The organism is Sphingomonas sp. OV641, from assembly GCF_900109205.1.
Classification (GTDB): domain Bacteria; phylum Pseudomonadota; class Alphaproteobacteria; order Sphingomonadales; family Sphingomonadaceae; genus Sphingomonas.
On record NZ_FNZB01000001.1, the window covers coordinates 1,654,873 to 1,676,881 of the forward strand.

The 22,009-nt window shown below is 65.5% G+C and carries 22 protein-coding genes; 9 read left to right on the forward strand and 13 right to left on the reverse strand.

The window, feature by feature from the left end:
* Nucleotides 1–72: 72 nt before the first annotated feature.
* Nucleotides 73–540, reverse strand: a complete 468-nt coding sequence (locus BMX36_RS07860) for a hypothetical protein (protein WP_066781862.1) — start codon at nucleotides 538–540, stop codon at nucleotides 73–75.
* Nucleotides 541–681: 141 nt separating this feature from the next.
* On the opposite strand from BMX36_RS07860, the gene BMX36_RS07865 reads away from it, so the two are divergent.
* The 6 genes from BMX36_RS07865 (at nucleotide 682) to lexA (ending at nucleotide 5,505) form a co-directional block, all read left to right on the forward strand.
* The gene (locus BMX36_RS07865; protein ID WP_093064343.1) at nucleotides 682–1,260 is read left to right on the forward strand and encodes an anthranilate synthase component II; all 579 of its coding nucleotides are present in this window, start codon (nucleotides 682–684) and stop codon (nucleotides 1,258–1,260) included.
* Nucleotides 1,257–2,246 carry an anthranilate phosphoribosyltransferase gene (gene trpD / locus BMX36_RS07870; protein ID WP_093064345.1) on the forward strand — a complete coding sequence of 330 codons (990 nt, stop codon included), beginning with the start codon at nucleotides 1,257–1,259 and terminating at the stop codon, nucleotides 2,244–2,246. Before BMX36_RS07865 ends, trpD begins: the two co-directional genes overlap by 4 nt.
* A complete protein-coding gene (gene trpC, locus BMX36_RS07875; protein ID WP_093064347.1) occupies nucleotides 2,243–3,046 on the forward strand; it encodes an indole-3-glycerol phosphate synthase TrpC in 804 nt (267 codons plus the stop codon). The genes trpD and trpC overlap by 4 nt, the downstream gene beginning before the upstream one ends.
* Nucleotides 3,043–3,510, forward strand: coding sequence for a cyclic pyranopterin monophosphate synthase MoaC (moaC, locus tag BMX36_RS07880; RefSeq protein WP_093064349.1), 468 nt, complete (start codon nucleotides 3,043–3,045; stop codon nucleotides 3,508–3,510). The genes trpC and moaC overlap by 4 nt, the downstream gene beginning before the upstream one ends.
* 91 nt (nucleotides 3,511–3,601) lie before the next feature.
* On the forward strand, nucleotides 3,602–4,786 hold the full coding sequence (locus tag BMX36_RS07885; RefSeq protein WP_093064350.1) for a molybdopterin molybdotransferase MoeA: 1,185 nt from the start codon (nucleotides 3,602–3,604) through the stop codon (nucleotides 4,784–4,786).
* 56 nt (nucleotides 4,787–4,842) lie between these two features.
* Complete coding sequence (lexA, locus tag BMX36_RS07890; protein WP_066781116.1) at nucleotides 4,843–5,505, forward strand: transcriptional repressor LexA; 663 nt, start codon at nucleotides 4,843–4,845, stop codon at nucleotides 5,503–5,505.
* Nucleotides 5,506–5,603: 98 nt separating this feature from the next.
* Here lexA and BMX36_RS07895 read toward each other — a convergent pair whose 3' ends face one another.
* Nucleotides 5,604–7,742, reverse strand: coding sequence for a ComEC/Rec2 family competence protein (locus BMX36_RS07895; RefSeq protein ID WP_177179053.1), 2,139 nt, complete (start codon nucleotides 7,740–7,742; stop codon nucleotides 5,604–5,606).
* Nucleotides 7,743–7,772: 30 nt separating this feature from the next.
* Between BMX36_RS07895 and gltX the strand changes: the two genes are divergently transcribed.
* Genes gltX through BMX36_RS07910 form a run of 3 tightly spaced genes read left to right on the forward strand, consistent with a single transcriptional unit; the run spans nucleotide 7,773 to nucleotide 10,699 of the window.
* On the forward strand, nucleotides 7,773–9,224 hold the full coding sequence (gene gltX, locus BMX36_RS07900) for a glutamate--tRNA ligase (protein ID WP_093064352.1): 1,452 nt from the start codon (nucleotides 7,773–7,775) through the stop codon (nucleotides 9,222–9,224).
* Nucleotides 9,217–10,497, forward strand: coding sequence for a citrate synthase (locus tag BMX36_RS07905; RefSeq protein WP_093064354.1), 1,281 nt, complete (start codon nucleotides 9,217–9,219; stop codon nucleotides 10,495–10,497). Before gltX ends, BMX36_RS07905 begins: the two co-directional genes overlap by 8 nt.
* A gap of 1 nt (nucleotide 10,498) precedes the next feature.
* Nucleotides 10,499–10,699 (forward strand): hypothetical protein, encoded by a 201-nt coding sequence (locus BMX36_RS07910; protein ID WP_093064356.1) that lies wholly within the window; start codon nucleotides 10,499–10,501, stop codon nucleotides 10,697–10,699.
* A gap of 109 nt (nucleotides 10,700–10,808) precedes the next feature.
* Here BMX36_RS07910 and BMX36_RS07915 read toward each other — a convergent pair whose 3' ends face one another.
* From BMX36_RS07915 to secY, 11 genes are all read right to left on the reverse strand, one after another.
* Nucleotides 10,809–12,065, reverse strand: coding sequence for a hypothetical protein (locus tag BMX36_RS07915; RefSeq protein WP_093064358.1), 1,257 nt, complete (start codon nucleotides 12,063–12,065; stop codon nucleotides 10,809–10,811).
* A complete protein-coding gene (locus tag BMX36_RS07920) occupies nucleotides 12,062–13,315 on the reverse strand; it encodes a Coenzyme F420 hydrogenase/dehydrogenase, beta subunit C-terminal domain (protein WP_093064360.1) in 1,254 nt (417 codons plus the stop codon). Before BMX36_RS07920 ends, BMX36_RS07915 begins: the two co-directional genes overlap by 4 nt.
* Nucleotides 13,312–14,415: a polysaccharide pyruvyl transferase family protein gene (locus BMX36_RS07925; RefSeq protein ID WP_177179054.1), complete on the reverse strand. Its 1,104-nt coding sequence runs from the start codon at nucleotides 14,413–14,415 to the stop codon at nucleotides 13,312–13,314. The genes BMX36_RS07920 and BMX36_RS07925 overlap by 4 nt, the downstream gene beginning before the upstream one ends.
* A gap of 340 nt (nucleotides 14,416–14,755) precedes the next feature.
* A complete protein-coding gene (guaA, locus tag BMX36_RS07930; protein ID WP_093064364.1) occupies nucleotides 14,756–16,309 on the reverse strand; it encodes a glutamine-hydrolyzing GMP synthase in 1,554 nt (517 codons plus the stop codon).
* Between the two features lie 136 nt (nucleotides 16,310–16,445).
* Entirely contained in the window at nucleotides 16,446–16,868 is a 423-nt protein-coding gene (gene rplQ / locus BMX36_RS07935) for a 50S ribosomal protein L17 (RefSeq protein WP_093064366.1), read from the reverse strand.
* Between the two features lie 226 nt (nucleotides 16,869–17,094).
* The gene (locus BMX36_RS07940) at nucleotides 17,095–18,156 is read right to left on the reverse strand and encodes a DNA-directed RNA polymerase subunit alpha (RefSeq protein ID WP_066776726.1); all 1,062 of its coding nucleotides are present in this window, start codon (nucleotides 18,154–18,156) and stop codon (nucleotides 17,095–17,097) included.
* Nucleotides 18,157–18,249: 93 nt separating this feature from the next.
* Nucleotides 18,250–18,639 (reverse strand): 30S ribosomal protein S11, encoded by a 390-nt coding sequence (gene rpsK / locus BMX36_RS07945; protein ID WP_019516037.1) that lies wholly within the window; start codon nucleotides 18,637–18,639, stop codon nucleotides 18,250–18,252.
* 86 nt (nucleotides 18,640–18,725) lie between these two features.
* Nucleotides 18,726–19,094, reverse strand: coding sequence for a 30S ribosomal protein S13 (gene rpsM, locus BMX36_RS07950; protein WP_066777085.1), 369 nt, complete (start codon nucleotides 19,092–19,094; stop codon nucleotides 18,726–18,728).
* 194 nt (nucleotides 19,095–19,288) lie between these two features.
* Nucleotides 19,289–19,828: an SRPBCC family protein gene (locus BMX36_RS07955; RefSeq protein ID WP_093064368.1), complete on the reverse strand. Its 540-nt coding sequence runs from the start codon at nucleotides 19,826–19,828 to the stop codon at nucleotides 19,289–19,291.
* 38 nt (nucleotides 19,829–19,866) lie between these two features.
* Nucleotides 19,867–20,517: an adenylate kinase gene (locus BMX36_RS07960; protein ID WP_066776732.1), complete on the reverse strand. Its 651-nt coding sequence runs from the start codon at nucleotides 20,515–20,517 to the stop codon at nucleotides 19,867–19,869.
* Nucleotides 20,518–20,554: 37 nt separating this feature from the next.
* Nucleotides 20,555–21,901 carry a preprotein translocase subunit SecY gene (gene secY / locus BMX36_RS07965; protein ID WP_093064370.1) on the reverse strand — a complete coding sequence of 449 codons (1,347 nt, stop codon included), beginning with the start codon at nucleotides 21,899–21,901 and terminating at the stop codon, nucleotides 20,555–20,557.
* Nucleotides 21,902–22,009: the final 108 nt, after the last annotated feature.

The window sequence follows — 22,009 nt, forward strand, 5'->3', positions numbered from 1 at the left end:
TCCACCCAGATGCAGCTCTGAGCGGTTCCCACTTACCCTGATCCGCTCGTTCTGAGCCAGTCTAAGACCGTGTTAGCGCTGGGGTTCTTCCTCCACGTCGATGTCGGTGCGGGTTTCCGGCGCCCCGGCCTCCTGCTCCCGGCGCGCCTGCTGCCGCTCCGCCGCCCACGCCTGGCCGGCCGCGACGCCGCATCCGGTCGCGCCGCCGGCACCCACCGGCGAGCAGGTATTCGGCAGGCCGCCGGCAACGCGCCCGACGCGGTCAACCGTCGCCGCGCGGTTCACCCAGCTCTGATTCTGCGCCGGCACTTCCGGTGGGCGACGCAATTGCTTGGGCACGCGAAACTGCTCGTTCGGATCGAGCCGGCTGCACACCACGATCTCGTCCGCTGCCGCCGTCGGGCATTTCTCATCCCCGGTTAGCGTCACCTGCCGAATCCGCTGCGGCGGCTGCCCGCTTTCCGCCTGCGACTGGGCCATGGCACTTGCGGGAACCATCGCCGCGAACACGGCAGCGGGCAGAACGAGAGAGCGAAACATGGAAGGCGACCTCCTGGGCAATCACACAACGATCGCAGCCGCGGCTTTTATCCCGCGTGAACGTCGCGTTCGCGCCTAGGCGAAATTACGCTCGCGCAACAGTCGTTGCGGGACGCGGGGGTTGCGCTATTGACCAGGCACATGATCCTGGTCGTCGACAATTACGACAGCTTCACCTGGAACCTGGTCCATTACCTCATGGAGCTGGGCGCCGAGGTACGCGTCGAGCGCAACGATGCGCTGACCGCGGCGGAGGCGCTGGCCTCCAATGCGACCGGCTTTCTTGTGTCCCCGGGGCCTTGCACCCCCAATGAGGCGGGAATCAGCCTTGATCTCGTGGCGGCCTGCGCGGAGGCGCGCCGCCCTTTGCTGGGCGTTTGCCTCGGGCACCAGGCGATCGGGCAGCATTTTGGTGGGCGCGTCGTGCGTGGCGGGCTGATGCACGGAAAGACGAGCCCGATCGAGCATGATTCGACAGGTGTCTTCGCCGGCCTGCCAAGCCCCTTCACGGCGACGCGCTATCACTCGCTCGTGGTGGAGGATGTGCCGGAGGTGCTGGTTCCCAATGCCGTGGCGGCGGACGGATCGGTAATGGGGCTGCGGCACCGCGAGTTGCCAATCCACGGCGTTCAGTTCCATCCCGAAAGCATCGCGACGGAGCATGGCCATGACCTGCTGGCGAATTTCGTCGCCCTGACCGGGGTTAAGGCGGGATCATGACCACCATCTCCCTGTTGCCCAACCCTTCCAGCCCCTTGTCGCGCGAGAGCGCGGCGCAGGCGTTCAGCGACATTCTGGACGGGCGCGCGACCGAGGAGGCGATCGCACGTTTCCTCATCGACCTGTCCGACCGCGGCGAGACATCGATCGAGATCGCCGAGGCGGCGCGCGCATTGCGGGACCGGCTGATCCCGATCAGTGCCCCGGCGGGTGCGATCGACGTATGCGGCACCGGTGGCGACGGGCACCACACGCTGAACGTGTCGACGGCCGTCAGCCTGGTGGTGGCCTCCTGCGGCGTGCCCGTGGCGAAACATGGCAACAGAGCGGCCTCTTCCAAGGCTGGTGCGGCCGACACACTGGAGGCGCTTGGCCTCGACATGGAGCGGGCAGGCGCGCTTGCCGAAGAAACGCTCAACGAACTGGGCATCTGCTTCCTGTTTGCAGCGAACCATCATCCCGCGATGAAGCGGATCACGCCGATCCGCCGGCAGATCGGCAAGCGCACGATCTTCAATCTAATGGGGCCGCTCGCCAACCCGGCGCATGTCACGCGGCAGCTGATCGGCATCGCCAGACCCGATTACGCGCCCGTCTATGCCGATGCGCTGGAGCAGCTAGGGACCGAAGCGGCATTGGTGGTTTCGGGAGAGGAAGGGCTGGACGAAGTATCGGGCGCGGGTCCGACCATCGCGGTCGCCATCGGCGCGGTACAGCTCGGCAATCGGATCGAACCGGAGGACGCCGGGGTCCGGCGCCATCCCATACACGCGATCCGCGGCGGCGATCCGGCGCACAATGCAACTGCGCTTCGGCAATTGCTGACCGGTACGCAAGGTGCCTATCGCGATGCAGTGCTGCTCAACGCCGCTGTCGCACTGACGCTGGTTGGTGAGCCGCTGGAAAGCGGCGCGCGCCGGGCGGCCGAGGCGATCGACAGCGGCGCTGCCAACGATTTGCTGAACCGCTGGATCGCCTGGGCATGACGATCCTGGATCGCATCCTCGCCACCAAGCGCGACGAAGTGGCGGCTCGGCGTAGCACGCGCTCCATCGCCGACCTCGACGCGCTTGCCCGCGAACAGACGGCGCCGCGCGGGTTCAAGGCAGCGCTGGACCGGGTTCGCCAGCAGGATCAGGCTGCGCCCAGTCCGCACTATGCGCTGATTGCCGAGATCAAGAAGGCCAGCCCGTCCAAGGGGCTGATCCGCGCCGATTTCGACCCGCCGGCGCATGCCCGCGCCTATGCCGAGGGTGGCGCGACCTGCCTGTCCGTGCTGACCGATCACGCGTACTTCCAGGGACATGAGGATTATCTGGTCGCCGCCCGCGCCGCGTGCGACCTGCCGGTCATTCGCAAGGATTTCCTGGTCGATCCCTGGCAGGTCGCCGAGGCGCGCGCGATCGGAGCAGATGCGATCCTCATCATCATGGCGGCGCTGGACGACGGCGCCGCCGCGGAGATCGAGGCAGCGGCGATCGAACGCGAGATGGATGTGCTGGTCGAAGTGCATGATGCGGCGGAGCTGGAGCGCGCGCTGGCGCTTCGCTCACGCCTGATCGGCGTGAACAATCGCGACCTGCGCGATTTTTCGGTCAGCTTCGACCGCACCTACGAACTGGTCGGACGCGCGCCCGCGGGCTGCACCTTTGTCGCGGAAAGCGGGCTGAACACGCGCGCCGATCTCGACGCGATGGCGGAGCATGATGTGCGCTGCTTCCTGATCGGCGAATCGCTGATGCGCCAGCCGGATGTCGCCGCCGCCACGCGCGCGCTGATTGCATGACGCGGCTCACGCATCTGGACGAGGCGGGCGCCGCGCGCATGGTGGATGTTGGCGGCAAGAACGAAACCGCGCGCGAGGCGGTGGCGGAGGGGCGTATCGCCATGTCCGCGGAGGCTGCGCAGGCGATCGCACAGGGGGCGGTGGCAAAGGGAGATGTTCTGGCCGTGGCCCGTGTTGCCGGGATCATGGCCGCCAAGCGGACCAGCGAGCTGATCCCGTTGTGCCACCCCCTGCCCCTGTCGAAGGTTACGATCGATCTGACCGTGGAGGCGGAAGGCGTCTCGGCTACCGCCACTGTCGCGACCACCGGCCGCACCGGCGTGGAGATGGAGGCGCTGACCGCCGTCTCGACCGCGCTGCTGACGATCTACGACATGGCCAAGGCGCTCGACAAGCGCATGACCATTGGCGGCGTGCGCCTGCTAGCCAAGCGTGGCGGGAAATCCGGCGACTTCGTCGCTTGAGCGGACACGCGCCGGGAAGCTTCTTCCCACCTCATGATGATCGCGGCGATCAGGCTGTTACTTGCGCCGCCGATCTGCCACTCGTTCGCGCATGAGTGACTTGCTTCCCGTCGCCGAAGCGCAGGCGCGCCTGCTTGCAGACAGCCCGGCGGTTTCGGCCGAGAGGCTGCCCATCACGCAGGCCTTCGGCCGCTGGGCGGCAGCCCCGATCACCGCCCGGCGAACGCAGCCCGCGCATGATCTGTCGGCGATGGACGGTTATGCGCTGCGCTTCGATGATCTACCGGGGCCTTGGCGCGTTATCGGGGAAAGTGCCGCCGGCCGGCCGTTCACCGGTTCGGTCGCGTCGGGCGAAGCAGTGCGGATCTTCACCGGCGCTGTAATGCCGGATGGCGCGGACACGGTGCTGATACAGGAAGAAGCCGGCCGCGAGGGTGAGCGGCTGATCCTCGGCGGCGAAGGGCCGCTGCGCCGGAGGGGCAATGTCCGGCGCCAGGGCCTCGACTTTACGGAAGGAGACACATTGGTCGCGGCGGGCGAGCGGTTGACGCCGGCGCGGCTGGCGGTGGCAGCGACCGGAGGCGCGGGCGACGTGGCGGTGCGGCGCCGCGTCCGTGTGGCAATCGCAGCGACCGGAGACGAACTGGTCGAGCCGGGCACGCCGTTCACGCCGAACGTGCTGCCGGAATCGAACCGGCTGCTGCTGCGCGCGCTGCTCGCTGACCTGCCGGTCGAGATCATCGATCTTGGCATTCTGCCGGATCGGCTTGAGGTGCTGCGCGATGCGTTCACCGGGGTTCAGGCGGACCTTCTGGTCACCACGGGCGGCGCCTCCGTCGGCGATCACGACCTGGTGCAGCCAGCCCTGCGTGCGGCGGGCGCCACGATCGATTTCTGGCGCATCGCGCTGCGCCCCGGCAAGCCGCTGATGGCTGGACGGCTGGGCGACATGGCGGTGCTCGGCCTGCCCGGCAATCCTGTTTCCGCGTTCGTGACGACCATCCTCTTCGTCAAGCCGCTGGTGGCCCATCTGGCCGGCGCGGCTAGGCCCTTCCCCATCACCACCCATGCCGTTCTTGGGGAGGACATCGCCGCGAATGGCCCGCGGACCGATTACATGCGGGCCGAATTCCGCGGCGGAGAGGCATTCGTGGCCAGCATTCAGGATAGTTCGATGCTGCTGACCCTGGCACGCGCAGGTTGCCTGATCATACGCCCTCCCCATGACCCGGCCCGACAGCGCGGCGAATCGGCGGAAATCCTGATGATCGCTTGACGCCACCTTTATCGTTCCTTAAAGGTTCCTCGTCTGTTCGCGGCGGAGGCGATGCGATGCTTACCAGGAAACAGCACGAGCTGATCTGTTTCATCAATGACCGGCTGGCCGAGACCGGCGTGTCCCCTTCGTTCGAGGAAATGAAGGAGGCGCTGGACCTCAAGTCCAAGTCCGGCGTGCATCGCCTGATCTCGGCGCTGGAGGAACGCGGCTTTCTGAAGCGTCTGCCCAATCGGGCCCGCGCGCTGGAAGTGCTGAAGATGCCGGAGCGGTCGGAGGCGAAGCCCTCGCCGGCGCCTGCCTCCACGCGGCGCATCGTGCCGGAGCCCGCCAACGACGTGGTGGAGGTGCCGCTGCATGGCCGGATCGCCGCCGGTGTTCCGATCGAGGCCATCGAGGGGGCGAGCACATTGCCGGTTCCCGCTGCCTTGCTGGGATCCGGCGAGCATTTCGCTTTGGAAGTTGCCGGCGACTCGATGGTCGAGGCCGGCATTCTTGACGGTGACTTCGCCCTGATCCGCAAGCAGGACGTGGCGCGTGACGGGGAAATCGTCGTGGCGCTGATTGAGGATAGCGAGGCGACGTTGAAGTATTTCCGGCGCGAGGGGGCGATGATCCGGCTGGATCCGGCCAACCGCTCCTATGATCCGCAGCGCTATGCGCCCGCCCAGGTGCGGGTGCAGGGCAAGCTCGCCGGGATACTGCGCCGCTACTCCTGATCCGGGTGGGATCCGGATGGCGTATGGAGACGAACGTCGGACCGGTCGAAACTCAGCGCGCGTGCTGACCGATGAGGGTCAGACCGAACGGGTGACAATCAGCGCGGGCGCTCTGCATTGATTGCTGCCAGCACCCACGGGTGAGTATCGCCGGCCCGGTGGACGGTACGGACATCCGCCGCCTCAAGCGTGATCGCCACGCCGCCTGTTTGAGCCAGCACTGCCCGGTCAAGGCGCAACCATCGAGGTGTGCAGCCACGCGGTAGCCAGCGCTCGCTGATGACGATGTCCGCCGATCGACAGGCGTCCAGCATGTCAGCGATCGGCACCAGATAGCTGCTTCTGGTCGCCAGGATCCGCCATCGCCGCCCTCCCCGCAACAGATCCGATCGGCACAGGTCCCGGCTGCATGCGGCATCGGCCTGATCCGACAGGGTGACGGGCTCTTCCTCTGCGCCCCCGGTCTCGGCCAGCATGTCGCGCGCATAATCGCCCACCCTGTCGCGTAGCAGCGCGATGCGTCCGCCGGGCAGTCGAAGCGCCACATGCCTGCCGTCTCCGGTGACCAATATATCGGGCGGCGGCGTGATCCCGGTCCAAAGCACACCGAACGCGATGGGAAGGAGGCCGAGGATACGCCAATCGGTTCGCCACAGCGCCAGCCACAAACCGCCAGCCACGATCAGCGCAAAGGCGGGGACGGGCATCACAGGGAGTGCGGTCGTAGCGCCGGGTGCCTGGGCGGTGACGTGAGCAATGAAGAGCAGCAGCGTCAGCGCTTGCCCGGCCAGCCACCAGAACGGCTCGCCCAGATGGAGCGCGTCGAGCAACAGGGCGGTTGCCTCAAGCGGCATGATCACGAAGGTCGTCAGCGGGATGGCGACCATATTGGCCAGAGCACCGTAAACGCCAGCCTTGTGGAAGTGAAAGACAGCGATCGGCATGAGCGCGATCTCCACCACGAGCCCGGTGAGCAGCAGCGAGCCGCCGCCGCGCAACAGTCGGCCGGGCCAGCCGTCTTCACGTGGCGCGAACCAGGCGCGTAGGCGGGGATGCTCGGCAAGCGCGATGATGGCGGTGACCGCAGCGAAGGAGAGTTGAAAGCTCGGGCCGGCAAGCGCCTCCGGCCACAGCAGCAGCACCACCATCGCGCCCGCAGCGACCAGCCGCAACGTCAGCGCCTCTCGCCCCAGCGCCATGGCGGCTAGCACCAGGAGGGCCGCAATGCAGCTTCGAACGGTGGGTACTTCGCCGCCGGTCAGCCAGGTGTAGCCGAGCGCCGCTGCTGCGCCGGCGGCGGCAGCGATCAGCGGCACCCGGCCGGTCAGCGCAAGCCGCATGTTGAGCGCCAGAAGGCGGCTGACCAGCAGCATGGTCAGCCCGACCGCCGCCGTGATGTGAAGCCCGCTGACCGACAGGAGGTGCGCCAGACCCGATGCCCGCATCGCCTCCTGATCCGGTTCAGCGATGCCGCCGGTGTCCCCCGTGGCGAGTGCGGCCGCGATGCCCCCTGCACTGCCGGCGAGGCGGGCCTGGATGTGCTGGGCCAAACGGGTACGCACCGGCGTTTGAGAGTTACCCCCTGACATCACCGTCACTGGCCCGAGCGTGCGACCGGTGGCGCCGATGCCCTCGAACCAGGCGACGCGGGCGAAATCATAGGCGCCGGGCACGGCGGGCGGCGGCGGCGGCATCAGGCGCGCGCGCAACGCCACGACCGCGTTGGGCGCCAGGTTCGCCGGCGCATCCCGATCCGCCACGTTCACCCGAATGCGTGTCGGCGCATGGAGCGGAGCGGCGTTTATCCATTGCAGGTCCGTCAGTCGCAGCCGCACCAGCCCGCGGGCTGGCAGTTGATCAATCTTTTCCACCCGAGCGGTCAGGCGGGCGATCGCCGGTCGCTGGAGCACGGGGGCGGCGGCGCGGTCCGCCTTTGTCCAGATCAAGGCGACGCCGATCGAGAAGGCGATGGATGCCGTGGCGATGGCGCGCCCGCCTCTTCCGCCACGCCCCACCGCCAGCGCCAGCAGCGCAGCCGAAAGGCCGGCGAGCAGCGCCACCCGCCACAGGCGGCTGTCGGGAAGGATGAACCAGGCGGCAACCCCTGCCCCGAGCATGACGGGCAACCAGAGCGGCAGCTGGTCACGCTCCGCCTCCAGGCGCTTCTCCAGCCATGCGAGCGCCGTTTGAAGCGCCGAAAGGTGCGTGCTAGGGGGCTGCGCGGCAGTTGTCGCCATGATCGTTTTCCAGCCTGGGAGCTAGCGCGCTTGAGCGCAACCACAGATACCGGCACGCCTGCTGTCGTAACCCGCTTTGCCCCGTCGCCGACGGGCTTTCTTCATCTGGGCGGCGCGCGTACTGCGCTGTTCAACCTGCTTTACGCGCGCCATCATGGCGGCCGCTTTCTGCTGCGGATCGAGAATACCGACCGCGCACGATCGACCCAGCCGGCAATCGAGGCGATCCTTTCCGGCATGCGTTGGCTTGGCCTCGATTGGGATGGCGAGGAGGTGTATCAATCCACCCGCGCCGCTCGTCACGCGGAAGTGGCAGAGGCGATGATCGCCGCCGGCGCCGCGTACCGCTGCTACATGACGCCGGAGGAAATCGACGCGATGCGCGCCGAAGCGCAGGCGAAGAAGCAGCCGCTGCGCATCCGCTCGCCGTGGCGCGATCGCGAGAACAACGACGCCGACGCTTCTTACGTCGTCCGCCTCAAGGCACCGACCGAAGGTGCGACGACGATCGAGGATCGCGTGCAGGGCAGCGTCACCGTGCAGAATGCCGAGCTGGACGACCTTGTCCTGCTGCGTTCCGACGGCACGCCGACGTACATGCTGGCGGTGGTTGTCGACGATCATGACATGGGCGTTACCCACATCATCCGCGGCGATGACCATCTCAACAATGCCTTCCGGCAGCTCCCCATCATCAAGGCGATGGGATGGCCGGAGCCGGTCTATGCCCACATCCCACTGATTCATGGCAGCGACGGCGCAAAGCTGTCGAAGCGGCACGGTGCCGTGGGGATCGAGGCTTATCGCGACGAGCTGGGCATCCTTCCCGAGGCGCTGGACAATTATCTCCTGCGTCTTGGCTGGGGCCATGGCGACAATGAGATCATCAGCCGCGACCAGGCGATCGAGTGGTTCGATCTGGGCAGCGTGGGCAAGTCACCCTCGCGGTTCGACCTGAAAAAGCTCGAAAACCTGAACGGCCATTACATCCGCAGTGCTGACGACGAACGGTTGGCGGCGCTGGTGTGCGGCCACCTCGGGCTTTCGCAGGACGACGATCGTCGATCGGTGATGGTCGCCGCCATGCCGGCGCTCAAGCCGCGAGCTGCAAACCTCAACGAACTGGCGGACGGCGCTCGCTTCCTTCTCGTCACTCGCCCGCTCGACATCGCCGCCGATGCGGAGCCGCTGCTTGCCGGCGATGCGCGCGTGACCTTGGCAAAGGTTCATGCTGCGCTTGACGCGGTGGCCAAGTGGGATACGGAGGCGCTTGAAGAAGCGGTGCGGCAGGTTGCCGAAGCGCAGGGCTTGAAGCTCGGCCAGGTCGCCCAGCCGCTCCGTGCCGCACTCACCGGCCGCCGGACCTCGCCCGGAATCTTCGACGTGCTCGCTCTGCTTGGCCGGGACGAAAGTCTCGCCCGCATCGCCGATCATGCCGCTGATCAAACGGCCGCCCAGGGGAAGGACCAAAACAATGACTGACGCCAAGCTGTCCCTCACGGATAAGGACTTCGGCTATCCGGTGCTGTCGGGCAGCGTGGGCCCGGATGTGATCGACATCCGCAAGCTCTACGGCCAGACCGGCGCGTTCACCTACGATCCGGGCTTCACCTCGACGGCTTCGTGCCAGTCGAAGCTGACCTATATCGACGGTGACGAAGGTGTCCTCCTTCACCGCGGCTATGCGATCGGCGATCTCGCCGAGAAGTCGAGCTTCATGGAGGTCGCCTATCTCCTGCTGAACGGCGAGCTGCCCAAGGGCGACGAGCTGAACAAGTTCGAGAACACGATTACCCGCCACACGATGGTCCACGAGCAGCTCGCGACCTTCTTCCGTGGTTTCCGTCGCGATGCCCATCCGATGGCGATCCTATGCGGTGTCGTTGGCGCGCTTTCCGCATTTTACCACGACTCGACCGACATCCACGATCCCACGCAGCGCATGATCGCGTCGCACCGGCTGATCGCCAAGATGCCGACGATCGCGGCGATGGCTTATAAGTATAGCGTCGGTCAGCCCTTCCAGTATCCGGACAACTCGCTGAGCTACACCGGTAATTTCCTGAAGATGACCTTCGGCGTGCCGGCCGAGCCCTATGAGGTAAATCCGGCGGTCGAGAAGGCGATGGACCGGATCTTCATCCTCCACGCCGATCACGAGCAGAACGCCTCGACCTCGACCGTGCGTCTCGCCGGCTCGTCGGGCGCCAATCCGTTCGCGTGCATCGCGGCGGGCATCGCCTGTCTGTGGGGCCCGGCGCATGGCGGCGCCAACGAAGCAGCGCTCAACATGCTGCAGGAGATCGGCACGCCGGATCGCATTCCGGAGTTCATCGCGCGCGCCAAGGACAAGAACGATCCGTTCCGTCTGATGGGCTTCGGCCACCGCGTGTACAAGAATTACGATCCGCGCGCGACGGTGATGCAGAAGACGGTGCGCGAGGTGTTCGACGCGCTGAAGGTCAACGATCCGCTGTTCGAAACCGCGCTGCGGCTGGAAGAACTGGCGCTCAGCGACGACTACTTCATCGAGAAGAAGCTGTTCCCGAACGTCGACTTCTATTCGGGCGTGATCCTGTCGGCGATCGGCTTCCCGACGTCGATGTTCACCGTTCTGTTCGCCCTTGCGCGCACCGTCGGCTGGGTCGCGCAGTGGAACGAGATGATCACCGATCCGGACCAGAAGATCGGCCGTCCGCGCCAGCTCTACACTGGCCCGACCGCCCGCGACTACGTCTCGCTCAACGAGCGCTGAGGTGCGGCGCTGGCGCCCGGTGCTGATCGCGCTGGGCGCCGCGCTTGCCCTGGTCGGCCTGCTCTTCATCGGCCAGGGGCTGGGATATATCGGTTGGCCGCGATCGAGCTTCATGCTCGACCAGAGAGTTTGGGCCGATCGCGGCGCCGGGGTCGCGGTGATCGGACTTTTCATGATTCTTATTGCACGGCGGGCGCGCTGAGGCCCGATCCGCAATATCTGAATATCAGAACGGCAGCTCCAAGGCCTTGAGCGTAAGCAGGCCTGGACCGTCGTTGCTCATTTCGACTTCTTGACGCTTAGATGCGGCTTCAACGCTTGAAGACGTAACTCACGCCGAACGTGAGCAGCAGCGCATCATAATCATAGGCGTCACGATCCGCATCGCGGCGCTGATAAGAAGCATCGAGGCGCAGCCGGACACGCGAACGTAGATAGTCGAAACGCAGTGTGGCCGAGTCGATCGAGTCGTTGCTGATCGCCAAGCCCGGCTGGATCGCTGTTATCTCGAAATCGCGCGCTCGCCGCGACAGGGACGCGGTAGCGCGGAGCAGCGGTGACACGGCATAGGTGACCAGGCCGCCATAGCTGGTCTTGCGAACGAAGTTGGCGAAGAACCCCGGCGTCGATTCAATTGCCCGTTCGGTAGCCAGCGCCAGCATCAGCCGGTCACCAGCACGCAGCGACGCCGACAGGTTCCACGTCAGGCCATCGAACCGCTCGCTCGATCCGAGGGAAGCTGGAAGCGCCGCATCAGCGTAGCTGAGTGACCCGACGAGCTGCAATTGCGCGCCGAGCCGGCGATCGAAGCGAAGTCCGGCGCTGGTGAGCTGGAACCGGTCGCCGCCAAGCAGGCCATTTGCCGGACGTTGATCATATTCGAAATCGAGCCGCTCGACATAAGCCGTGATGATGCCGACACGTGGATTGACGTAGCTCAGCCCGGTGCCTGCGCCCGTGATCTCCACATTCTGAGCCCTGCGCCGCGACGCACTATTGTCGATCGTGGTGTAGCGGACGAAGCCGGTCGGGCGAATTCCAAGGTCCGGCCCGCAGGTAAGCGCAGCAGCCGCATCCGCCCTGGTCTGCACGTTCACCGTCGATGCGACCGACGCGAGTGGGTCGATCGCAAGATCAGCAAGATCGCTTTGCCGCCGAACATAGCCGAGTTCCGGATTTAGTGCGCAAATCGCGAACGGCAGCTTTGCTCCGAATGCCGCATCCACGCGTTCGCGATTCAACCGGTCGTTGCGCACATATGCCTCGTAACCAAGGCTGGCACGCGCCGTGAAAAGGGCCTGCCCGCTCGGCAGCGCCAAATCGACCGCCAACGTGGGCGAGAGGCGAATGTCCTCTTTTTCAACCCCCCGCCGCAGGGCAGCGGCTTCATTTCCCCGAGCAACGTTGGTGTCGTACAGCAGATCGTTCGAAACTGAGAGGGTGAATGCCCGGGCAGGCGCCTCAAACGTGCGGCCGCGATCAACCTCCACCTGTGCTGCAGCGCCGGTGGGGAGGGCGGCGGCCAGTGCGGCGATGAGCCTCGATTGCCAGCCGGAAGCGAGGGTCACGCGCTTTGCTCCGCCGCTGCCATCGCACGTCGGCCGCGCGTCCGCCGTTGCAGCACCCGCCGCATCGTGCCGAGGAAGTTATGCCCGGAATCCCATAAGCGCCCCAGCCGAGCCGCTGCAAAGATATCGAGACTGCGCATGATCGGCACCGGCTGGAACGATGCGCGCACTGCGGCCGTACGGGCAGCGATCATGCGTTTGCGCTGCGCCTGGGCCGGTTGCATCCACTCCACCTCTTCGATCGCGAGCGGCGCCGTTTCGATCGCGCCGGCCGCCTCGGCAGACCGCAGCAATGCTTCCCCTGCTGGTGTGCGGGTGATGATGAGGCTGCGCCCGTCCTGCTCCTCGAACGTGGGATATCCGGCCGCATCGCCGTACCACGCATCCGCACAGGCGATGTCCGCCACGCCGCCGACCGCATCGGGGCAGATCTTGCATCGGAACTGCACTTGCCGGCTGAGGTGCCTGCCCCAGCTATCGGCATAGGACATTTCTCCCGACCTGCCGTCCGCCGTGCGTGCAACGGTCAGCCCCGGCCACCCTTGTCCTCGATAGCGGAATTCGGTGACCTCCTCCGGCGCAAGGCCCATGAAGCGCAGGATCTCGTCCGTCCCGGCGCTGCCCGGCAGGCCGCCACAGAAGAACGAGAGTATGATCGGCACATGGCTGGCGACCCGCGTGTCATAGCGGCCGAGCTGGCGGAGCGCGGACACGTCGCAAGGCTTTCCAACAAAGGCGAAGCGCCCGCCCTCGGACAGCGCCTGCTCGATCGCCACCAAGGGGGATGAGGAGGCATAGCGAGAACCAGCCCCCGCAAGCACCTCTGCCCGCGAGGAAGACCACCGGATCCGGTTGCCAGTGGGCCGCGACGGATCCGCCTCGACATGGAGCACGCGATCGACCTGGCCGGTATCCAGCGCGTGGATCAACAGCGCCGAAAGCGCGCCGCCCGACGCTCCGGCGAAACGGGTTTGCGGATCGCTTGCGGCGCCCGTCAGCACTTGTCGCCATGATCCCCAGAACGGATGCCGCTTGGCCGTTTGCGGCCAGGGCGACACGATCCTGCCGGGACAGGATCCCGCGATCCGCGCCTCCGCACCGCGGGTGATCGGGCGATGTTGGCGCGGCCGGGCGAAGCCGCGGTCGGAAATCATCGTAATCGCGCCCGCCGACACGCCTGCGCACAGGCCGCAGCCAGTGCACAGATCGGCCGCCAGAACACGCGCGACGGTTGGAGAGACGGTCTTCACGTCCGCGCACCCACCGCGGTAAATGTGGTGCGCAGAACGTCGCGATAGCCTTGCAGCAGGCTGCGGACCCGCGCCATTCCCGCCGCTTCGGCCGTTGCCAAGGCATGTCGGTCAGTGAGCGAGCGCAGCACCAGGGCGATCGCCTGGTCTTCGTTCATCCCGCTCACCGGGATCATGGTATCGTAATCAAGCAGCCCGAACAGCCCACCGAATTTGCGGCTATAGGCCACCGGGACGACCGGCACGCCGGATGAAAATGCCGCGATACACGCATGCATTCGCGCCCCGATCAGCAGATCAAGGCTTGAGATGTGACTTTTCGCCGCTGACGGCGTGGCGAAGTTCGGCACGCGGATTGCGGCCGGGAACTCGGCAGCGAGACGATCGCACAAGGCACCGTCATCATCCGAAGGGTCCCTGTTGCTGGTGGCATGGGGAACAAGGTGAACCTCCACGTCATCGCGCGAACACAGATCGGTGAGCAGGCGACGGGTGAAGCGCGCATAATCATAGCCGAGTCCGAAGCGGTTGCTGCCCTGCTCTGCTTCGGTGAACAGCAGACCGGAGGGGTTCACGCCGATGCGAAGCAGCGGCCCGCCGCGCAAGTGCGACCGGTCCTCGAACGGAAGCTCGAACGCGACATCGACGGCAAGATGCACGTCGGTGCCCGGCGCCATCCGACGGGCAACGTCGCGGGAAAGCTCGTCGCGCGCAAAGATGGCACGGCTGCGCCCCATGACGAAGGACGCGGCCCGCGAATAGGCGCGCTTTGTGAAAGGGCCGATCGTCTGCGGCGATAAGATCAGCGGCTTGCCGCGGGCGAGGGCGAGCAGCTTGCTGATCAGGAGAAAGGAAAAGCGGCGCGGCCCATAGATATCGGCAAAGCTGTCCCCTGCCCCGATATCCAGAACGCAATCAACATCCGCCATCGCCCGCCAGAGGGCGCCACCGGGGCGAAGCGCCCGCCAGTCGATCGGCACACAGCGCGCCCCCGGCAGAGGAATGACCGGCTGAGCTTCATCCCGCGCACCCATGATCACGAAGCGCGGGGAGAGGCCAATCTCCTCCGCCACCTGCGCCGCGATTGTCAGATTGGCCACGGTGAGCGCACCGACACCAAGGTTGCCGGAATTCAGTGAGTGCCAGAGCAGACCAATCGTAATCGGCCGCCCTTCATGCGCCGCCTCACGTTGGTTCGCGCCAACTGTCGCCCGGCCATGCATCGCTGTGCGCCCCCGTCACCTGGCGCGGGGCAGCGGCTCGTGCCGCGGCTATCTCGCGCTCTGGTGCACGTGTTTGCCGAAAGTCCGGCGCAGATGTTCGGATTACAACCGCTTTCGACCAATCTCGCGCCGAGCAGCGGGCAGACGTGGCCGACAACGTCAGGTCAGCCCGTCCAAACAGGCGCTCGGGATCAGTCTGCTGACGAAGGCGCCACCATCATTCCCACTCGATCGTGCCCGGCGGCTTGGACGTATAATCGTAGGTCACGCGGTTGATGCCCTTGACCTCGTTGACGATGCGCGTCGCCACCCGCGGCAGGAAACCACCGGGAAACTCAAACGCCTGCGCCGTCATGCCGTCCGTCGATGTCACGGCCCGCAACGCCAGCACGCTGTCATAGGTCCGGCCGTCGCCCATCACGCCGACCGACCGAACGGGGAGCAGCACGGCGAAGGCCTGCCAGATGGCATCGTACAGGCCGGCGTTGCGGATCTCTTCGAGATAGATCGCGTCCGCCTTGCGGAGAATGTCGCAGCGTTCGCGCGTCACCTCGCCGGGAATGCGGATCGCAAGGCCGGGCCCGGGGAACGGATGGCGGCCAACGAAAACATCGGGCAGGCCGAGCTCGCGTCCGAGTTCGCGGACCTCATCCTTGAACAGCTCGCGCAGCGGCTCGACGAGCTTCATGTTCATGCGCTCGGGCAGCCCGCCCACATTGTGGTGGCTCTTGATCGTCACCGAAGGCCCGCCGGTGAAGCTGACGCTTTCGATCACATCCGGGTAAAGCGTCCCCTGCGCGAGGAACTCTGCACCACCGATCTTGCGCGCTTCGTCCTCGAACACTTCGATGAATGTCTTGCCGATGAACTTCCGCTTGGCCTCGGGATCGGTCACGCCGGCGAGGCCGCTCAGGAACAACGTCTCGGCGTTCACGTGGACCAGCGGAATGTTGTAATGACCGCGGAAGAGGCTGACGACCTGCTCGGCCTCACCACTGCGCATCAGGCCGTGATCGACAAATACGCAAGTCAGCTGATCGCCGATCGCCTCATGGATCAGCACCGCGGCCACGGCCGAGTCGACCCCGCCGGACAAGCCGCAGATCACCCTGCCCTTGCCGACCTGCGCGCGGATCTCGGCGATCTTGGTCTCGCGGAACTCCGCCATGGTCCAGTCACCGGTCAGGCCGCAGACATGGCGCGCGAAGTTCTTGATCAGCTTCGCGCCGTCCGGCGTGTGGACCACCTCAGGATGGAACTGCATGCCATAATACCGACGCTGCTCATCGGCCGTGATGGCAAAGGGCGCGCCCGCCGAGGATGCAACGGGAGCGAAACCGGGCGCCAGATCGGCCACATGATCCCCGTGGCTCATCCACACCTGGTGCCGTTCACCTTCGCGCCACAGGCCGTCGAACAAGCCGCAGGCCGTATCCACCTGGACGAACGCTTCACCGAACTCGCCGGAATAACCCTTCTCAACCCGTCCGCCGAGCTGAGTGTTCATCACCTGCTGGCCGTAACAGATGCCGAGCAGAGGCACACCGCTGTCGAACACCGCCTGCGGCGCGCGCGGGCTTCCTTCGTCAACTACCGAAGCTGGGCCGCCGGAGAGAATCACGCCTTTTGGCTGCATCCGCTCGAAGGCCTCGGCGGCGGACTGGAACGGCGCGATCTCGCTGTACACGCCTGCTTCGCGCACGCGCCGGGCGATCAGCTGCGTGACCTGGCTGCCAAAGTCGATGATGAGGATGCTGTCGGAGTGTTCCATGGCGGGCCTGTAGCGGCGCGGAGCGATTCCCGGAAGGGGCAGCGTGCGCCTCCTTCACCGTCCCCTGTGAAGCCAGACATGCGAAAGGGGCCGCCCCGTTTCCGAAGCGACCCCTTTCCTGTTTACGACGCGACGCTCAGGCGGCTTCGTCGAAATCCTCGTCGTTCATTACCGGACCGGAGTCCTGGCCCTTGGCGGACACGTCGCGATCCACGAACTCGATGATCGCCATCGGCGACGCGTCCGACGCGCGGATGCCGGCCTTGATGACGCGGGTGTAACCACCGTTGCGATCGGCGTAGCGCGGCGCCAGCACGTCGAACAGCTTCACCAGCTGTGCATCGTCAAGCAGACGGGCATGGGCGAGACGGCGGTTCGACAGGCCGCCCTTCTTGCCCAAAGTAATCAGCTTCTCGATGTACGGGCGAAGCTCCTTCGCCTTGGCGAGCGTGGTGGTGATCTGCTCATGCTTGATGAGCGCGGCCGACATGTTGCGGAACAGGGCGGCGCGATGCGCGGAAGTACGCTGAAGCTTACGACCGCCTACACGATGGCGCATGGTATTTCCTTCTCGTTCGTCAGGGGGCCGTTTGACGGAACCCCAAGCCGGGTGGGACGCGCGGGCCACCCAAATATCGTCACTCCGGCCTCAAGCCGAAGTCCCGCTTAACCTTTAGCCGGGTGGCGCCGCGACCAAGCCGCGCCGCCAATCAGGCTCGACATCGCCGAGCCACCGGCCAGGCCAGCTTCGCCCCCGGCGCAGCATTGCTGCACCGGGGATGAAATCAGCCCATGATTTCCTGCTCGAGCTTCTTGGCCATTTCCTCGATGTTTTCCGGCGGCCAGCCCGGGATTTCCATCCCCAGCCGCAGCCCCATCGAAGACAGCACTTCCTTGATTTCGTTCAAGGACTTGCGGCCGAAGTTCGGTGTACGCAGCATCTCGGCCTCGGTCTTGCCGACAAGATCGCCGATATAGATGATGTTGTCGTTCTTGAGGCAGTTCGCCGAACGGACCGACAGCTCCAGCTCGTCAACCTTCTTGAGCAGGTAACGATTGATCTGCTGCGTGTCGCTCGCCGGCTCGGCTCCTGCCGCGGGAGCAGCAACGCCAACCGGCGCAGAGCGCGTGACGGCCGAGTCGTCGAAGTGCACGAACAGCGCCAGCTGGTCCTGAAGAATGCGGCCGGCATAGCCAAGCGCGTCTTCCGGCGTCACTGTGCCGTCGGTCTCGACCGTCAGCGTCAGCTTGTCATAGTCGAGGTCCTGGCCAACGCGGGTCGGATCGACCTTGTAGCTGACCTGGCGCACCGGCGAATACAGTGCGTCGACCGGGATGAGGCCGATCGGTGCGTCTGCCGGACGGTTCACCGTCGCGGGCACATAACCCTTGCCGGTGTCGGCGGTCAGTTCCATGTTGAACGTCGCGCCCTCGTCGAGGTGGCAGATCACCAGCTCCGGGTTCATCACTTCGATGTCGCCAGAGACTGCGATATCGCCAGCCTTCACCTCTGCCGGGCCAGTAGCCGACAGCTGCAGACGCTTCGGGCCCTCGCCCTGCATCTTGAGCGCAATCTGCTTCACGTTCAGGACGATGTCGGTGACGTCCTCGCGAACACCCGCCAGGCTCGAGAACTCGTGCAGCACGTTCTCGATCTTGATCGACGTGACGGCCGCGCCCTGCAGGCTCGACAGCAGCACGCGACGCAGCGCGTTGCCGAGCGTCAGGCCAAAGCCACGCTCCAGCGGCTCGGCAACGAAGGTCGCCTTGCGCTTGCCATCGCCGCCCTTCTTCTCGAGCGCGTTGGGCTTCTTAAGTTCCTGCCAGTTCTTTGCGTTGACGGACAAGGCTCGTGTCCCCTGATGTTGGGCCAGTCGTGGGGCGCGACCAGCCGGGAAAATAAAGGGCACCCCGACTCGTCAGCCGGGGGCCAGAAATCATCAGACGCGGCGGCGCTTCGACGGACGCACACCATTGTGCGGGATCGAGGTCACGTCGCGGATCGACGTGATCTGAAAACCAACCGCCTGCAGCGCGCGAAGCGCCGACTCGCGGCCCGAACCCGGACCCTTCACCTCGACCTCAAGGGTACGAACGCCGTGCTCGGCGGCCTTCTTGCCGGCGTCCTCGGCGGCGACCTGGGCGGCATAAGGGGTCGACTTACGCGAACCTTTGAAGCCCATCATGCCGGCCGACGACCAGCTGATCGCATTACCCTGCGCGTCGGTGATCGTGATCATGGTGTTGTTGAAGCTGGCGTTGACGTGCGCCACGCCTGCGGTGATGTTCTTGCGCTCGCGACGGCGAATACGCTGCGGTGCCTGTGCCATTTGGTAATCCTGACCTTTGTTTCAAGCGGAGGCCGGGAGGCGTGACGCCTGCGACCGGCCCTCGACCGAAGAGAAAGCGTGAACGCTTACTTCTTCTTGCCTGCGATCGGCTTCGCCTTGCCCTTGCGGGTGCGCGCGTTGGTGTGCGTGCGCTGGCCGCGGACCGGCAGGCCCTTGCGGTGGCGCAGGCCACGATAGCAAGCGAGGTCCATCAGACGCTTGATGTTCATCGCGGTTTCGCGACGCAGGTCACCCTCAACGGTGTAGCCGGCGTCGATGGCTTCACGAATCTGCAGCACTTCCTGATCGGTCAGGTCCTGCACGCGGCGCTCCGGCGCGATCGAAAGCTTTTCGGTGAGTTCCTTGGCCTTTGCCGGGCCAATGCCGTGAATGTACTGCAGCGCAATCAGGACGCGCTTGTTGGTCGGGATGTTGACACCCGCGATACGTGCCATGAAACTTTTCTCCTCGTGCTCCACGGGGTGCGGCATGGTTCACGCACCCCATCTCCTCGCAAGATTTCCACCACGCAGGAAAGCGGCAAGCGCGCAAGACGCTGCCGGTACCCGATTGATGGAAGGGCGGTCAACTAAGCAGGCGCAAACGCGATGTCAAGCGTCCGGTTCCGTCTCGCTGTCGGACGTTTGCCTCACCGCAACGACTTGAGCGCAGCCGCCTTCAACCGCTGCAACTGCAAGGTCAGAACCTGATCTACGAGCGGCGCCAGCTTCTCCGATCCGGCGCGCAGATGTCCGCTGACGAGATAGGTCATCTTGACCTGCGTTGTCCCCGTCTCCTGGGCGAGCAGCTCGAACGTGAGCACGCCCGTGACGGCCTCGGCCTGGAGCGGACCCAGTCCGCCTTGCAACCGCAGAACCTGGGAGGGCTGGATATAGATGACCCGGGCGTGCTCGACACTTCCACTGCCCGGCAGCCGCTCGCAAAAACAGCCGCCGGCTTGCGCGCCCAGACTGAGGTTTGCCGAGTCGCCGGAATAGGTGTGCTCGGGCTCCCACCAGAGCGCCGGCGACTGCAATGTCGCCCACACCCGCTCCGCAGGGGCGGCAATGGACACGACAGCGGCCGTCTCAAAGCCGCCCGGATGAACCGCGATCACATCGCCTCGCGCCTGCCCCGCGGCCGTGGACAGCGCCGCGGCCGCAATCGCGCACCCGAGTCTCGTCTGCATCCTCGTCCCTCCCGATGCACGGGATATACCGGACGACGTTATCTACCGTCGAGGATCGCCTCGATCGACCGGGTCACTTCGGCGATGTCCGCCATGCCGTCGACGCGGCGCACCAGCCCGCGCGCCTCGTAGATCGGCAGAATCGGCGCGGTCTTGGCGCGATATTCCGCCATGCGGGTGCGGACCGTTTCCTCATTGTCGTCGGGGCGACGCTTGAACTCATGCGCGCCACATATGTCGCAAGTGTCCGCGACCTTCGGCTGCTTGAACGTGTCGTGATAGCCCGCGCCGCAATTGGCGCAGGTGAAACGACCAACAATCCGCTCCACCAGCGCATCTTCATCGACGGCGAGCTCGATCACATGGTCGAGCGTACGGGACCGCTCCTCGAGCAGAAGGTCAAGCGCATCGGCCTGCGCTGCCGTGCGCGGATAGCCATCGAAGATCGCGCCTTCACCCTGCACCAGGCGATCGAGATTCTCCCCGATCAACGCCGAGACGATCGCGTCGGAGACGAGCTCGCCCGCATCCATGACGGCCTTCGCCTGGAGACCGACCGGTGTGCCGGCCTTCACCGCAGCCCGCAACATGTCCCCGGTCGACAGCTGAACCATGCCGCGCTCCGCGACCAACCGTTCGGACTGAGTCCCCTTGCCCGCCCCCGGCGGCCCCAGAAGAATGATGTTCACGCGAAAACGCCTCCCCTGTGTGTGTTGTCGGCCCGCCTCAGCGCAGCCGGCCACCCTTCAGTTTCGCCTTCTTGATGAGATCGCCATATTGATGCGCCAGCAGATGCGACTGGATCTGCGTGACCGTGTCCATGGTGACGTTCACGACGATCAGCAGGCTCGTCCCGCCGAGATAGAACGGGATGGACAGCGCCGACACCAGATATTCCGGCAGTAGACAGATCACCGCCAGATAGGCCGCGCCGATCACCGTGATACGGGTGAGGACGTAATCGAAATACTGCTCGGTGTTCTTGCCCGGACGGATGCCCGGGATGAACCCGCCGTAGCGCTTCAGATTCTCCGCGGTCTCTTCCGGGTTGAACACGACCGCGGTGTAGAAGAACGAGAAGAAGATGATGCCGGCACCGTAGAGCAGCATGTACAGCGGGCTGCCGTGCTGGAGCCACTGATTGAGCGAGATGATCGTATCGCCCCACCAGCTCTCGCCCGACACGCGATTGCCGGCGAACTGCGTGATCGTCAGCGGAAGCAGCAACAGCGAGGAGGCGAAGATCGGCGGGATCACGCCGGCCGTGTTGATCTTCAGCGGCAGGTGGCTCCGGTCCGCCTGCACCCCGCGCGCGGTCTGACGCTTGGGATATTGGATCAGGATGCGGCGCTGCGCGCGCTCCATGAAGCAGATGAAGAGGATCAGACCGACCACCGCCAGGATGATCGCGATCACCACCGCCGGGCTCATCGAGCCGGTGCGGCCACCTTCGAGGAGGTTGACGAGCGTCGTGGGCAGGTGCGCAACGATGCCGGCCATGATGATCAGCGAAATGCCGTTGCCGATCCCGCGGCTGGTGATCTGCTCACCGATCCACATCAGGAACATGGTGCCGCCGATCAGCGAGATCACCGCAGCAACGCGGAACAGCATGCCTGGCTCGACAACCGCGCCCCCAGCCTCAAGGCCGGTCGCAATCACATAACCCTGGATCGCCGTCAGCAGCACCGTGCCGTAGCGCGTGTACTGGTTCAGCTTCTTGCGCCCGCTCTCGCCTTCCTTCTTAATCGCGGCGAGCTGCGGCGACAGCGAGGTCGCGAGCTGCACGACGATCGACGCCGTGATGTACGGCATCACGCCGAGCGCGATCAGCGAGGCACGCTCCAGCGCGCCGCCCGAGAAGGTGTTGAAGAAATCAAGCACGCCGCCCTTGGTCTGCTGCGCCAGCGCGGCAAGCCCGGTCGGGTCAATGCCGGGCAACGGCACGTAGCTGAGCAGACGGAAGACGATCAGCGCACCGATCGTGAACCACAGCCTCTTCTTGAGATCGGTGGCCTGCGCGAACTTCGCGAGGCTGAGATTTTGCGCCATCTGGTCGGCTGCGGATGCCATAATAGCCTTGGGCCTTGGTCTGAAACAGAAACGGCGGAGAAGGTGCTGATGCCCCCGCCCCGCCGCTCATATAGTCGCGCTCGAAGGCTTGTCTAACCCACCGAGCAA